This is a genomic window from Ktedonobacteraceae bacterium (assembly GCA_035653615.1).
Classification (GTDB): domain Bacteria; phylum Chloroflexota; class Ktedonobacteria; order Ktedonobacterales; family Ktedonobacteraceae; genus DASRBN01.
Genome location: DASRBN010000044.1, coordinates 153,490 through 168,631, shown reverse-complemented (window position 1 = coordinate 168,631; position 15,142 = coordinate 153,490). Strand labels below are relative to the sequence as shown.

The 15,142-nt window shown below is 55.7% G+C and carries 8 protein-coding genes; 5 read left to right on the top strand and 3 right to left on the bottom strand.

The window, feature by feature from the left end; translation table 11 throughout:
- Positions 1-41: 41 nt before the first annotated feature.
- Both VFA09_27645 and VFA09_27640 read right to left on the bottom strand, forming a co-directional pair.
- Positions 42-686, bottom strand: coding sequence for a hypothetical protein (locus VFA09_27645; protein ID HZU71081.1), 645 nt, complete (start codon positions 684-686; stop codon positions 42-44).
- Between the two features lie 46 nt (positions 687-732).
- Positions 733-4,005 (bottom strand): FtsX-like permease family protein, encoded by a 3,273-nt coding sequence (locus VFA09_27640; protein HZU71080.1) that lies wholly within the window; start codon positions 4,003-4,005, stop codon positions 733-735.
- A 297-nt stretch (positions 4,006-4,302) separates the two neighbouring features.
- On the opposite strand from VFA09_27640, the gene VFA09_27635 reads away from it, so the two are divergent.
- The 4 genes from VFA09_27635 (at position 4,303) to VFA09_27620 (ending at position 10,656) form a co-directional block, all read left to right on the top strand.
- Complete coding sequence (locus VFA09_27635) at positions 4,303-5,625, top strand: sensor histidine kinase (GenBank protein ID HZU71079.1); 1,323 nt, start codon at positions 4,303-4,305, stop codon at positions 5,623-5,625.
- A complete protein-coding gene (locus VFA09_27630) occupies positions 5,615-6,298 on the top strand; it encodes a response regulator transcription factor (protein HZU71078.1) in 684 nt (227 codons plus the stop codon). The genes VFA09_27635 and VFA09_27630 overlap by 11 nt, the downstream gene beginning before the upstream one ends.
- A gap of 148 nt (positions 6,299-6,446) precedes the next feature.
- Positions 6,447-9,032, top strand: a complete 2,586-nt coding sequence (gene clpB, locus VFA09_27625) for an ATP-dependent chaperone ClpB (GenBank protein HZU71077.1) — start codon at positions 6,447-6,449, stop codon at positions 9,030-9,032.
- A gap of 202 nt (positions 9,033-9,234) precedes the next feature.
- Positions 9,235-10,656, top strand: coding sequence for a LuxR C-terminal-related transcriptional regulator (locus tag VFA09_27620; GenBank protein HZU71076.1), 1,422 nt, complete (start codon positions 9,235-9,237; stop codon positions 10,654-10,656).
- On the opposite strand, the gene VFA09_27615 is transcribed toward VFA09_27620, so the two are convergent.
- Positions 10,646-11,545 (bottom strand): hypothetical protein, encoded by a 900-nt coding sequence (locus VFA09_27615; protein HZU71075.1) that lies wholly within the window; start codon positions 11,543-11,545, stop codon positions 10,646-10,648. The two genes, VFA09_27620 and VFA09_27615, sit on opposite strands and share 11 nt — an antisense overlap.
- Before the next feature lie 342 nt (positions 11,546-11,887).
- Here VFA09_27615 and VFA09_27610 point away from each other — a divergent pair, with 342 nt between their 5' ends.
- A complete protein-coding gene (locus VFA09_27610; GenBank protein HZU71074.1) occupies positions 11,888-14,968 on the top strand; it encodes a glycoside hydrolase family 38 C-terminal domain-containing protein in 3,081 nt (1,026 codons plus the stop codon).
- Positions 14,969-15,142: the final 174 nt, after the last annotated feature.

Genomic DNA, 15,142 nt, shown 5'->3' with positions numbered 1-15,142 from the left:
TTTCTGGAATAGAGAGCCGCCGCTTGCCTGCGGCTCGGCTCCTAGTGCTTCTGAGTATTTTGATTGGTGGAAAAGGCGTACAGAATATACTGGTTTAAGGCATTCTGATCCCAGCTTTGCACGGTCCGCACGCGTTGATCGGCCTGCTGCTGAGTTAGCGCGCCCTGGCGAACCAGTTGTGCGCAGCCCTGTTGAATCGCTCCAATCTCAATCTGGCGCAGTTGGTCGGTCGAAATGCCCTGCTGCTGCGCTACTATAGCGACTGCCGCGCCTGGATCTGCGCTCTGCTGCGATTTTGCCTGGGCATTGGCAGCTTGAAGCTCCTGTTGTGTTTGAGCCACACTCAGATGGATGCCCTGAGCAAATTGCGTTTGAATGGTCTCCCAGTAGATTGGCGGGTCATTCTGGCCCAGCACAGTTGCCTGGATTGTTCCACCAGGACCTTTTCCTGGCCCAGCAGCGTTTGTCGATGAGCCTGCCTGGACGTTTTTTGTTGTGCCGGGGGACGGTGCAGCCGGGTACATGGATGCTTGCCAGAGCATCAAGCCACCGGCACCGAGAATGACCATTGCCGCCAGGATGATGAGCAAGATGAAGCCTCCACGTCGCGGTCGCGCCGGTGAGCCATTCTGCTGTGAGAGCTGCAAAGCCGGTTGTTCTTTCAGGATTTTGTTGTTATCACGCATGGAATTATTATCTCCTCGTTTTTCAGCATTTTCATTGTTCATGTTTCTATTCATAGCGCAGAGCCTCAGCGGGGGGAATGCGCGAAGCGTACCGCGCGGGCAGGACGATGCAGCCAAAGGCTACAAGGTAACTGCCGATCAAGAGCACCACTACAGGGACAGGTGGGATCGCAACACTCAGTGAGGCCGCGTGGGCAACCTGGATATAGAGCCACCAGGCTAGAATAGTTCCGATGACTAAGCCGAGGGTGATGAGAAAACTCGCTTCGAGCAGAAACGAGCGCCGGACAAGGCCGCGAGAAAAGCCCAGCGCGCGCAGCATCCCGATCTGCTGGCGGCGTTCGACGACTGCCCGACTCGTAATCACTCCGATAGAGAAAGCGCCAAAGAGCAGGCCCATGGCCAGGTAGCTCGACAAAAACGAGGTAAGACTGGCCGTGTAGGCATTCTGATCAGTTTCCTCCAGTGGGCGAAGTTCTACACTATATGCGGAAAGGGGCAGCGTGCGGTGCAGATCACTGATCACCTGATCGGCACTGACTCCTGGCTGAAACCGGAAGTAGTAATAGACCCAGGACGAGGGGTGCATAACCATCGCTGCCGCTGTTCTCTGCGAGAGGAAAATCGTTGGCCAGTGTGTATTGCCCGCCACGATCCCAACCACCGTGACCCGGTGGTGGGTGGCACCTGGAGCCGCGCTACCAGGAATATCCACGCCAAAGGGCGCAAATCCATTCCTTGCCGGAAGCCCTAGGCCATCCTGGTAGTGCATGACCACGTCACCCGGCTGATCACGCACTGCTGCCCACACCTGCTGGTCTGAAGTGTATCCCTGCGCACGCGCGTACATCGGCATCGTGGTTTGCGACAGGTAGGTCGCATCCACGACCATTGGCGGATAGCCAGAGCCGTAGGTAGGATGGCCGGGAAGGAGCACGATAGGTGTTGTAGGGCCGGTCGGGCTGTACAGGAAGCGCATTTGTGTTGCAACGGCAATATCCTGTCGCAGCGTGGTCGGAGTCGCGAGGAGCTGTGGTCCCAGCATCTGGCTTGCCTGTGGATCAGTGGTGGAAAGTTCGAGCTGAAAATTCCCGGTCGTCAACGGCAGTTGCGTTTGTTGAATGGCGCTCAGATTGTTCACCGCCAGCAGTTGCACCAGAAACGTAATCAGCGCGAGGAGCAAGACAGTCACTCCCACCCGGAAACGGAAGGTGAGTGGATAGACCAGGCTGAGACGACTGAGTGGGGCCAACCTGCGGATACAGCGCACGAGCAGGGAGAGCGCGCCCACGAGCAGATCAGCGTTGCTCATCACGAGAATCACCTCTCCTAGCAGGGGAAGAAAGAGCACCAGGAGCGTCTGGAGCACGGGCTGTTGCTCGACAGACGAGCCACGGGCTAAAACTGCTTCGGTGGGAGCGAAGGCCTGCACAAAGAGCGTCATACCCGCTTGAAGCCCCAGGGCGAGCCATCCCAGGCCTATGAGACTGAAGCTAATCCGGTGTACCAGAGATGGTGCCAGATCGAACTGGGACAGGGCCCAGTTGGCAAGCAGTCCCCCGCCAGCGATAAACAGTGCCATACTCGACAGTTGCAGCCAGGCGTTTGGCGGTTCCTGCAGGATGTTTGCTTCAAAGCAGAGAAAACCGAGAATGAGAGGAAGCACGCCCCGCGCGCACAGTTCCCACATGATCTGGCCAGCCATTCCGAGCAGCCGAGCATGGCGCTTTGCTGGCGTCTCCGGCAGCAGCTCTCCAGCGGCATCGAAGAACTGCCATCTGAGAGCTCGCACCATCATCTGGAGTGGAATGCGCGCTGTGGGCGGATCATCCAGGTCGCGCAACGCTGCGACAATGTTCGCGCGGCTTATCCAGATGGAGCAGATCCCCACAACAGCAACGGTGAGCAGCACCCCGATACTCCAGGCCGTCACGATGCTTTGCCAGCTCACAGACAGGAAAAGCCCAATACGTCCCGTATGAATAGGCACATTCGGATCAAAAAGGGTGGGAGCCTGTCCAAGCACAACCAGTTCCAGTGCCAGGACTGCAATCCCCAGTCCGACGCCAAACAACGAGGCTCCCACGCCGTAGCCACACCCCTCGATCAGCAGGGCATAGACCAGGTGACGACGTTGTAACCCAATGGCGCGGCACATGCCCAGCTCCATCCGTCGCTCTACTGCCAACAGCAGGCTGAGCAGGATCTGCAACAAGATGCCTGCCACCACCAGCAAACAGGAGAACGTCGGGAGCAAAAGAAAAAGCTGCCGCGCCGCAGGGGAGAGGCTCAGTTCCAGTTTGTCGCTGAGAATCGGGACCAGGGAGACGTTGCCTGCGAAGCTCTCCGATCCCTGGAATGTGACCGCGCCGGGTTTGAGTGGATGGATGCTGACGTTGGTCAGATCGGTGGAGGAACGCGTAATCTCCGGGTTCGAGGTATCGACGGGAGCCACCCTGAAAATCGATTGCAACACGTGAAGCACGGCCTGGCTGCGGCTGCCACCAGGTCCACTATCATCCAGGCCCCCCGAACCGACATTCTTCACGCACAAGAGATTGGGAACAAAGGACAGATGATAGCGCTGCGCAAACACCTGTTGCATCGTTGCCGTGGACACAATGACCTCGGGCAACGCGGCATTGCCGGCAAGCTCAGCCGAAGTCAACACCAGATCATGGGAAAGAATAGCCCGTACCGCGCCAGGAAATGTACCCACCAGGCCATGCTGTTTCATCTGAAGACGATCTCCAGGGCGAATATCAAAACGCTGGGCCAACGTATTACTGATGAACACATCGCCAGGGCGCAGGTCTGCAAAATGAAGTGCATGACCCTGGTTGTCAGTAATAGGTCCATAGACTTGGTCAAATGCCGGCGGGACTGCCAGGAGATACAGGCCATCAGCAGATTGATTGCCAAAGGAAACCTGCGTCCGCTCGGAGGTCACCGTTGCCCCTTGAAGAAAGGCTGTTGTTGCCGCCTGTACCTGCGATAGCCTTCCCAGGCCTGTCAGAGCTTGTGTCACCTGATCCTGGGTCAGCGGACCGGTGACAGCCTCATCCACGTATCCAACTCGTGCCAGCCGATCAGCCACGGTTGAAGCGTTGAGACTGTCAGGAAGCGCAATGAACGTAGTAATCAGCCCGGTCGAAAGCACCAGACCGGCGATGATGATCAGTGACTGGGTAGGATGGCGCAGCGTATTGCGCAACCCCAGACGCAGCAAGACCGGGTTACGCACGCCCAGGTAAATCATCGCTCCTAGTAGCAAGAATATGCCGACAACTAATGTCATTGGCAGGATCGCCTGTGTCATAAATTCTTTCCCCTTTTGCAAGGCCATATAGTTTCATCCCTGGCTTCTGCTTGTTGAAACCAGTCTATCTCTCTCTCAGATCCCTGACATCAGCATTTCCGGCACACGCGTCTCGGTAAACCGGGCAACAAAAATTGCCGAAAGAGGCATAGGTAGTTTCGGCGAACAAAGCTGCTGAAATGGCTGTTGTGCTATCCAGCCAGCCATGTTATACTTGAACAGGTGAGAGGCTGAGGCGAGACCAGAAAGTATTTGAAAGAGAGTCAGAGCGTGGTCGGGCTACAGAGGAAAACACTGATGAGAGAACACACACACATGAGCAGCAATCAAACATCTCCCTTGCGCTGGCTTCTCCTTTTGTGGATAGTGCTGGTCTATATTCAAACCTTGCAAACAGCTTTGCCAGGCCAGAGCCAGAATCCTGGCAAGGTGCCCCCAGGAGCCGTAAGTGGTCCTCAGTTTAACCTGATCCTTTTTACACTCCTGATGGTCGTGCATGCCGGGCTACACTGGGGTGCATTCTCTTTACGCAAAAACTGGGATCTCCTGCTCTCTTTTCTCGCGCAGGGAGGACTTGTGCTTCTGATCTTTTTTCTGGCCCAGGCTGAGAGTGCGATCCCTGGCCTCTGTCTTGCGCTCACCATTGAGGCCATTACTCTGCTCAAGCAAACACGCCTGGCGATTCTGGTAGGAGCGGGCTGCCTTCTCCTCTTTGGCCTGGCCCAGGGAACGCAGATTGTATCCATCCTGAGCTCTGGGGCTGTGAATAAATTGACCAGCATCTTAACTGGGAGTACAACGCTGATCTTGTTTGTCATCGCGTGCGTCTTGCTCTATATCCAGCAGGGCCGAGCGCACCAGAGGGACCAGGCAATGCTGCGAGAACTGGAAAGCGCCCACGCGGAACTCAAGACGACGCACGACCAGTTGGAAGCCACCCACAAGCAGTTGGAGGAATATGCGGCTCAGGTCGAAGATCTTACATTGATGGCAGAACGCCAGCGCATGGCGCGCGAACTGCATGATATACTGGCCCAGGGGCTGGTTGGTTTGACCATGCAACTGGAGACGGTCGATGCCCTGTTACTCAAACAGCAAGCCAATCAGGCACAAGCCATTGTGCAACAGGCGATGACACGCGCACGGGCCACGATCACAGAGGCGCGCGCGGCAATCGAGGATTTGCGCGCCGAAACGCAGAACACGCAAAGCTTTTTCCAGGCAGTCCAGGACGAAATCCAACGCTTTACCTCCGCCACTGGTATCGTCTGTGCCTGCTCTCTGCCGGAAACGCTGTTGCTTCCGCCTGCTTTACATGAGCATCTCCTGCGCTTGGTTGCTGAGGGCCTGATGAACATTACGCGCCATGCGCAGGCCACGCGAGCCTGGATCTGCGCGAACTGTGATCAACAGGGATGCACGTTTGAGATAGGAGATGATGGGATTGGTTTCGACCCGGAAGCTGCGGTGCGGCAGGCCGGTCATTATGGCTTGCTTGGATTGCGCGAACGCGCGCGCTTGCTGCAAGGGCACCTTCAGATTATCAGTGCTCCGGGCAAGGGAACCACCATTCGCTTGCGACTTCTGGGAACAGAGGGAGGTAGATGTGATGAGCAATGAGCAAGAGGTCATTCGCGTGGTGGTTGTCGATGATCACCTGGTGGTCAGGGAGGGCTTACGTATGATGTTGGAACTGGCAGGAGAAGGGTTTACTCTGGTCGGAGACGCGGCGGATGGTGCAACGGCGCTACGCGTGGTGGAGGAATGCCAACCAGATGTGGTCCTGATGGACCTGCGGATGCCGGGCATGGATGGGTTGGAGGCCATTGCGCATATTCGCAACACCTGGCCGCAGATTGCGGTAGTTATCCTGACCACGTACAACGAAGATGATCTGATGGTGCGTGGACTGCGCTCAGGTGCCTGCGGCTATCTTCTAAAAGACACCAATCGTGAAACACTTTTTCATGCGATCCGGGCAGCAGCGCGTGGTGAAGTGCTCCTCCAACCGAAAATGCTGGCGCGTGTGTTTGCGCTGACGTCATCGCAAGCGAAAGATGCAACGCCTTCTTTGGACACAGTTCCAGGCATGGAACTGACCGAGCGAGAACGAGAAATTCTTCAGAGAGTAGCGCGCGGAGAACGCAGCAAAGAAATAGCCGCTCGTTTAGGTATCAGTATCCGCACAGTGGGAGCCCATCTTGCCAGCATCTACGCCAAACTCGGAGTAGATTCGCGCGCTTCAGCCGTTGCTCTCGCCATAGAACGTGGCCTGCTCAATCCTGAGCGATAGGGGCAAAAAGAAGCACGTTCAGATTGACCTCTTTTCCCTCATAGAATGCTGAGTGCATAAAAAGTAGAGGTTTTCGGATAAGCACTAAGTAAACTATTAGAATATCATAGAAGATGCACTATGAAGGATAGATTATGGGAGGCAGACTATGAAAGTTGAACGATTCACTGAAAAGGCACGAGAGGCTATAACTCAGGCAAACGAGTTAGCAAAGCAATACAATAACAGTCAGATAGAGGTCGAACACCTGCTTGCGGCGCTGCTGGATCAGGAAGGCGGCGTAACGCAGCAGATCATCGCCAAGGTAAACGGCGACCTGGCCGCGGCGCAGCGTATGATTACGAACGATATTGAGCGCATGCCGCGTGCCTATGGTGGCAGCGAGCCGAGCATTTCGCCGCGCCTGCGCAAGCTATTGGACGATGCGTGGCAGGAAATGAACAATTTCCACGATGAATATCTGAGCGTGGAGCATCTCTTGCTCGCCATGTTCAATACCGGCGATGGGCCTGTGCAGCGAGCATTAAGGGCGGCAGGCCTGACACGCGATAATGTTTTGAAGGCCCTTACATCGATTCGCGGGGCGCAGCGTGTGACCGATCAAAATCCCGAGGGCAAATATCAGGCGTTAGAGAAATATGGCCGCAACCTGACGCAACTGGCGGAGCAGGGCAAGCTCGATCCGGTAATCGGGCGAGATGAAGAGATTCGTCGCGTCATCCAGGTGCTGAGCCGCCGCACCAAGAATAATCCCGTGCTGATTGGCGAGCCGGGCGTGGGCAAAACCGCGATTGTTGAAGGATTGGCCCAGCGTATTGTGCGCGGCGATGTTCCGAAAACGCTGGCCGATAAACAGGTCGTTACTCTCGATCTGGGCGCGCTGGTGGCAGGCGCCAAGTATCGTGGCGAGTTCGAGGAGCGCCTGAAAGCCGTACTCAAAGAAGTGACCAGTTCCGAGGGTAATATTATCCTTTTTATTGACGAGCTGCATACGCTGGTAGGCGCGGGAGCTGCTGAGGGCGCGATGGATGCTTCCAACATGTTGAAGCCCATGCTGGCGCGCGGCGAACTGCACTGCATCGGCGCAACCACCCTGGACGAGTATCGCAAGCATATTGAGAAGGACGCCGCGTTGGAGCGCCGCTTCCAGCCCGTGATGGTCGACCAGCCAACGGTCGAGGATACCATCAGTATCCTGCGCGGGCTTAAACAGCGCTACGAGGTGCATCATGGCGTGCGCATCACGGATAGCGCGCTGGTTGCTGCCGCTATCCTCTCCAATCGCTACATCACCGACCGTTTCTTGCCGGACAAGGCCATCGACCTGGTTGACGAAGCCGCCAGCCGCCGCCGCGTGGAACTCGACAGCACACCCGCGGAAATTGATGCCCTGGACCGCCGCATTCGCCAGTTGCAGATCGAGCAGGAAGCGCTGAAAAAAGAGACCGACCCGGCCAGCCGCGAGCGTCGCACCAGAGTTGAGCAAGAGATTGCCAACTTGAGCGAGCAATTGCACAACCTGCGCCTCTCTTTCGAGAGTGAAAAAGAGCCTGTCGAGCAAATTCGCCAGTTGAAGAAGGAGTTGGAACAGGCACAACTTGACCTCGAGAAGGCTGATCGCGCCTATGACTACGAGAAAGCCGCCAAGCTTCGCTATGGTACTATACCCGACCTCGAGCGGCGCATCCAGGATATGGAGTCGAAGCTGACCAACATCAAGGGGGCGCGTATGCTCAAGGAAGAGGTCGATGCCGAGGATATCGCCGAGATCGTTTCGAAATGGACGCATATTCCCGTCTCCAAGTTGATGGAGGCCGAGGTGCAGAAGTTGCTCACGATGGAGGATCGCCTGCGCGAGCGCGTGGTTGGACAGGAACTGGCATTGCGTACCGTCTCAGATGCCATCCGTCGCTCGCGTGCCGGGCTTCAAGACCCCAATCGTCCATTGGCCAGCTTCATCTTCCTGGGTCCAACCGGCGTTGGTAAGACTGAACTGGCGCGCGCACTGGCGGAATTTCTCTTCGACGATGAGCGCGCACTCATTCGCATCGACATGTCGGAGTACATGGAAAAGCACAGTGTCGCCAGGTTGATAGGCGCCCCTCCCGGCTACGTGGGCTATGAAGAAGGAGGTCAACTCACCGAGGCTGTGCGCCGTCGCCCATATAGCGTTATTCTCTTCGATGAGATCGAAAAGGCGGCTCCCGAAGTCTTCAACGTGCTGCTACAAATCCTCGATGATGGCCGTCTGACCGATGGTCAGGGTCGCACAGTCGATTTCAAGAACACGGTCATTATCATGACCAGCAACGTCGGTACAGCCTGGCTGCATGAGTTCGATGGTATGGACGAGGAGGGCATAGAGCGCCTGGTACGCCAGCGCCTGCGTGAGGAGGGCTTCCGGCCTGAGTTCATCAACCGCATTGACGAGGTGATTGTCTTCCGCCAGATCACGCGCGATCAGATGAAGCAGATTGTGGAAATACAGGTCAATCGCCTGCGCCCGCGCCTGGCCGAGCGCCACATCACGCTCCATTTGAGCGATAGGGCCAAAGAATTGCTGGCGAATCTGGGCTATGATCCGCAGTTCGGCGCTCGCCCCCTCAAGCGTGTCATCCAGCGTGAGGTGGAGAACCGGGTTGCCCGCGCCATCCTCGACGGCACCGTGCGTGACGGCGATACCGTGGACATCGACGCGAAGGACGGAAAAATCGTGCTGGAGGCCGTACACTAGGATGAAGCGGCCCTCACGGGCCGCTTCATCGCCCCGCGCGTCCATTGCCGGAATACGTTGTAAAAAACCATATTCGACCCCCTGCCGGTTTGTCAGTTACTTTGCCATCATCTGTAATTAGCCTTAGTAGATGAATCATCAGGAAAATATATGCGATAATGTACCTGTATCTTATCGATGAGCAGGCCAGAGGGAAAAGCGCATGCAAACCGCAGACGCTCTACAGCAAACAGATCACGTGCATCTCATCCAGGGGTTGAGCGCAATGATGCTTCAGATCAATGCGCTGCAAAATCTTGTGAGCAACGAGGCGGGGGATAATTCATCTCAGAACGGTATGCCTTTTGATAGAGATGCTATGCGCAATGGGCTGTCAGTACTTGAGCAGATGACGCGCGAACTACTCTACGAAGTGAGTATTACCGGCAGTGAACTGCAATTGGTCGATCTACCCGGCGTTTCATTGACTGGAGCGCTCTCGGGTCTTGTCGACGAGACGGCGGAACGACTGGGCCTTTCAAGCCGTGTGGCCTTTTCAGGCGAAGAGCGTCCCCTTTCCAATGATATTGAGCGGCTGATGTACCGCATTGGCCAGGAGGCCCTCAGCCAGGTTCAGCGGCACAGCGGCGCGCGCAAGCTGCGTTTCACACTGGTGTATGGACACGATGATCTGCTGATGAGCATCGAAGACGATGGGGTGCCATCTGAGGACGACGAAGCGACTCTCGCGAATAATGATGGTGCTCCCGCGCCACCTTTTGTGCCGGCCTCACGACAGGCAGTGGGAGGGGTAGAATGGAAGATGCCCATTCTGGATGCCCTGCGCGCTCGTATTGAACTACTCGGTGGCTCATTAGAGATACATGCCGGCCTGGAGCAGGGAACCCAGGTACAGGTGCGCGTACCCTACAATCATCATATGCACTCTGAAGCGAAGGCCTCACTGTTCCACGATACTCCCGGCACTAAAGCAAATCCAGAAGGGCGCATACGGGTTCTGGTAGTGGATGGTCAGGCGGTGACCCGCGCGGGATTGCAACACATGTTGGAGGGTTTTTCTGATCTTGAGGTGGTGGGCGAGGCAGCTGATGGCGTGCAGGCGGTGAGCGAGATGATGGAGTTGGGGCCGCAGGTCGTCTTGATGGATACACTGTTGCCCAATAATTCCAGCCTGGGCGCCTTACGGCAGATAAAACAACTCAATAACGAAACCCGCGTCCTGTTGCTCTCAACGCTTGATCGCGAGGGATTGCTGTATGAGTCGCTGCAAGCGGGTGCGGACGGCTACGTGCTGAAAGATATCTCCCCCGATGAACTGGCTCATGCCATACGAACGGTGGCGCGCGGCGAACTATTGATACAGCCGCAGATCGCCGGGCGCCTGATCTCGCGCTTCGGCCAGCAGGCCCGCGGAAACATCACCCATGAGATGTTGACGGCGCGCGAGCAGGAAGTGCTGCAACTGCTGGCACGCGGCCTGCGCAATAAGGAAATTGCCGCCCGGCTCTTTGTCAGCGAGCGGACAGTCAATTTCCACCTGGCGAACATTTACCAGAAACTCAATGTCTCGGGGCGCACCGAGGCGCTGAGCAAGGCGCACGAACGGGGACTGCTTACGGCCTGAGAATCCCCGCTCGCCACGTATCGACCTCATGCTTGAGCGATGCAATATACGCAGCTTCGTCATTACCGTCGCTGCTGGGAGCGTACTTGGGAATGATTTGATCAACAGTAACACGCCCCCATTGAGCAACATAGAGATTGCGTATAAGCTTGTACCACTGTTCGTATCCGTCTACCCAGCTATACATCTGCGCGTATCCTCCTCTATCCTGATCGATACAGGGGCGTGTAGGAATACAACGCAAATTCCCAAGTGACAATGTGGTGCGTGCCTCACCGGTCGTGCCGAAGAGACTTTCATGCATGAAGAAGGCCAGCGCGTATACCGGGTCAATGCCGTACTTCACGCCCAGGTCGTACATCTGCTGTCCGGTGCCCGCGGCGGGCGACCCGTAAGCGGCGAGTACCTGGTTGATGAAAGCAGCCGAAATGGTCGGCTTGCCCAGTACGGAATAGGGTCCTGTGCTTACTTGTACGGGAATAGGCGTCCTGGTCGCTATCGGCCCGGTGCTGTTCTGCCAGGTATTAAACGCGCTGATAGAGCCACCTACTTGAATAGGAAAGGACTGTCCATTATACGTGACAAGATTTTGATTATCATGCCGCTGAAAAACAGCCGCACTAATCAGCACGAAAGAACTCAGTACGACGATAACTATACATAAGATAAACGGTGCGAGCCAGGAGCGATGCCGCGCCAGTGGGTGAGGGCCTTTATACGTGAAAGCTTGAGTCTCTTTTTGTCTTATTGGTAATATCTGTGTTACTTTTTCCTTTTGTGGCTGCGCTTCCGGCAGCACACGGGTGGCACGCCTGGTTACTGGCGCGTCGACCGGAAAAGGTAAAGGAGTCAGCGGGGGTTTATCGCCATAGCTACTCCCTCGGGCCATGAAGAACCTCCTCTAGAACGCATGTACGAGTTCCTTTAGTGTAACACATTACTCATTCCCACGCAAGACTGATTTCTCCGGTGATTTCTTGTGGTCGTTCCCCGGCTGATTTGTTTGCGTGCAACCTCATCCACGTGAAATACAGAACGGCATACGATGAAATAGTATCAGGAAAAAAGCAGACTGTCAATTTTAAGCGTGAAAGGTGAAAGGTTGTCTAAAAGTTAGCTTATCAAGTATAATGATGGAAAGTCACTACCACCCGGTATCATTCGTTACTAATCATAGTGACGCAAGGAAGACGCTATTTTTTTACCCGCAACATCCTGGAAAAGGGAGACCATGGCTCAGCAGCTCAACATCATCATCGTTCCACACACTCATTGGGACCGCGAATGGTATCAGACTTTTCAGCAGTTCCGTTTCCGGCTGGTACAGACAATCGACAGCCTGCTTGACATCCTGGACAACGACCCTGGCTTCACTCATTTTCTGTTAGATGGACAGACCGTCGTGCTGGAAGACTATCTGGAGGTGCAACCGGAGCAGGAGGAGCGCCTGAAGAAATATACGCGCTCCGGTCGCATTCAGGTCGGTCCCTGGTATATCCAGCCGGACGAGTTCCTGGTCAGTGGTGAATCGCTGGTACGCAACTTGCAGAGGGGCTTGCGGCAGGCCGGCGAATTTGGAGAGCCAATGCGCGTTGGCTACGTACCGGATTGCTTCGGCCATATTGCGCAGTTGCCCCAGATACTGCAAGGGTTCGGCATCGATAACGCCGTTTTCTGGCGCGGTGTTGGCGCGGAGGCCGAGAAAAGCGAGTTCTACTGGACTGCTCCCGACGGCACGCGTGTGCTGGTCATTCATCTTGCCGATGCTCTTGGATACTCCAATGCGCGCCAGATGCCGCTGAATGTAGACGAATTCATCACGCGCGTCGAATTGCTCGCTGCCCCGCTCCTCTCTAAGGCTACCACTGATACGCTCTTGTTCATGAACGGCTCCGATCACCTGATGCCGCAGAATGGCCTGCCGGAGATCATCGCGAACGTGAACAAACTGCTGGCGCATCTTGAGCCTGAACACCAGCAATTATTGGCGAAGTATGCGCGTCCCAGAAAAAATGCGGATGCGCCTCAATACAGCTCCATTCGGATACAAATCGGGACGCTGCCGCAGTATGTTGATGTTGTGCGCAGGCAAGCGGGCAATCCTGATGCCGCTCCATTACAGGTATTAAGCGGTGATATGCGCAGCAGCCAGTTCTCGCATCTGCTGCCTTCAGTCCTCTCCACACGCATGTGGATCAAGCAACAGAATGCCTTCACAGAACACCTGTTGGAGCACGCGGTTGAACCGTTGACTGTCTGGGCATCCCAATTAGGGGCGCCATATCCCACCGGCCTGGTGAAACTTGCCTGGAAGTTCTTGCTGCAAAATCATCCCCATGACAGCATCTGTGGCTGTAGCATCGATCAGGTCCATCGTGAAAATAACGTGCGCTTCGCTCAGAGCCAGCAGGTCGGCAACAGCCTGGTTGGGCAGGCCATCGACCGCATTATGTCGAAGATTGACACGCGCGCGCCTTTCCCATCACTGCAAGCCGGGCAGGATCTGGAGCCTATACCCATCGTCGTGTTCAATCCGGCACCGGGAGCGCGCACAGAGAAAGTGCGAGTCGTGATCCAGTTCCCCGGTTCGTTGGCGGATGCAGCCATTGTCGACGAGCAGGGCAGGCATATGCCCTTCGCCATCATTAATCGTTGGACGCAGGATCTCGGCTCTATGACCTTGCCACGTGAAACGCTGGCCGCGGCGCTGGCTGTTGAAGGAACGGAGGCCGCCGGTGAACTTGTGCATAAAGCCGAGAGCATGGTGACATCCTTACTTGGGCAGCCTGAGAGTTCCTATGTCATCAGCCGCATTCATCTTGAGATGGGTAAACAACCTCGTACAGCCTCGGTCGAAGTGATGATCACACCGCGTGGACGTGTAACCGTCGATGAACAGGCCTTGATTAAGGCTGAGCGGGACCTGCTGGCGTTGATCCAGGGCGAAGATATCGATATTCTTGAGGCGTCCCTGATTGATGAAGCGCGCGAGACCATCGAATTTGTCGCAGCCGATCTGCCTGCTTTTGGCTTCAAAACTTTCTGGGTCTATCCAAGAGGATTGCAAAATGATGTCACGGTGACCTCAACTTCTCTAATGGCATCGCAACAGCAAGCATGCATCGAAAATGAATTCTACAACGTTGTAGCTAGTAGGGATGATGGAACACTTACCATCACGGATAAACAGACCGGGGCAGTCTTTACAGGACTCAACCGCTTTGTGGATGGCGGCGATGTAGGCGACCTGTACAATTACAGCCCGCCGGCGCAAGATTCGTTGATTAGCGAGCCGATTGACCCGCCTGAGATTGAAGTGATCAACAGCGGGGGAGTACAGGCGACGCTGCGTATCCGGGGAACCTGGCTGCTACCGGCCTCCTGCTCTCCTGATCGCGACGAGCGCAGTTCCAATATGATCGAGTGTCCCATCGTAAGCGAAGTATCCCTGATTCCAGGTGTGCGACGTATTGCCATTCATACTCGTATTGATAACAGGGTTAAAGATCACCGGTTGCGTGTGGTCTTCCCTGTATCATATACAGTAGAGCATGTTGCCGCGGAAAGTACTTTTGAGGTTCGTATGAGACCCGTCGCAGCTCCTCGTCCTGCCGATGTTTCGGATTGGGCGGAAGCGCCGGTCAACACTTTCCCGCAGAAGCGCTTTGTGGATATCAGCAATGGCACAATCGGGCTGGGTATACTCAATCGCGGCCTGCCGGAATACGAGGTCTTGCAGCAAGGCCCAGGCGTCGAACCGGGAGGAATGGCAGTTGCTGTTACCCTTTTACGTTGTGTGGAATGGCTTTCTCGCGGTGACCTCTCTACTCGTCATGGGCATGCCGGCCCGATGGAATTTACGCCGGAGGCACAATGCCTGGGCGAGCAGGCTTTCGATTACGCGCTCGTGCCTCATGGCGGCGATTGGGAGGCGGAGGAGGCGCTTGTGCTGCGCGAGGCGCAGGCTTTCAATATACCGGTCTGGGCCAGCGTGACGGGACAGCACAAGGGAGTGCTGGACTCGCGAGCTTCGCAGGTGGAGGTTGAGCCGCGCGAACTGGTTGTGAGCGCCATCAAGCGCAGCAACGATGGAGAGGGTACAATTGTGCGCGTGTATAATCCTCTCGGCCATGCTGTAGAGGGCAAAATTCTACCTGAGTTTGCCTGCACGCGCGCGTTTGTGACAAACTTATTGGAGGAACGACAGGAGCAAATCTTCTGGAGCGGCGAGGATGGCGTGAGGGGACGCCCAGGAGAAGCAGTACATGTAGGTATACGTGCGGGGGAGATAGTGACCATACTGTTTCAATAGTTGTCGTACCTCTAAGTCCTATTCTGTTGTCTTTGTATCTCTGTTACGCGTTGTATTCTTATGATGAATGTAGGGGCGCACACAGGCATACCATGCGCCCGAAAACTCACTTATGATAACTATTGCAGGCGCTCATACTATGCGCGCTAACTCCTATCGGCTTACGCGTAGGGG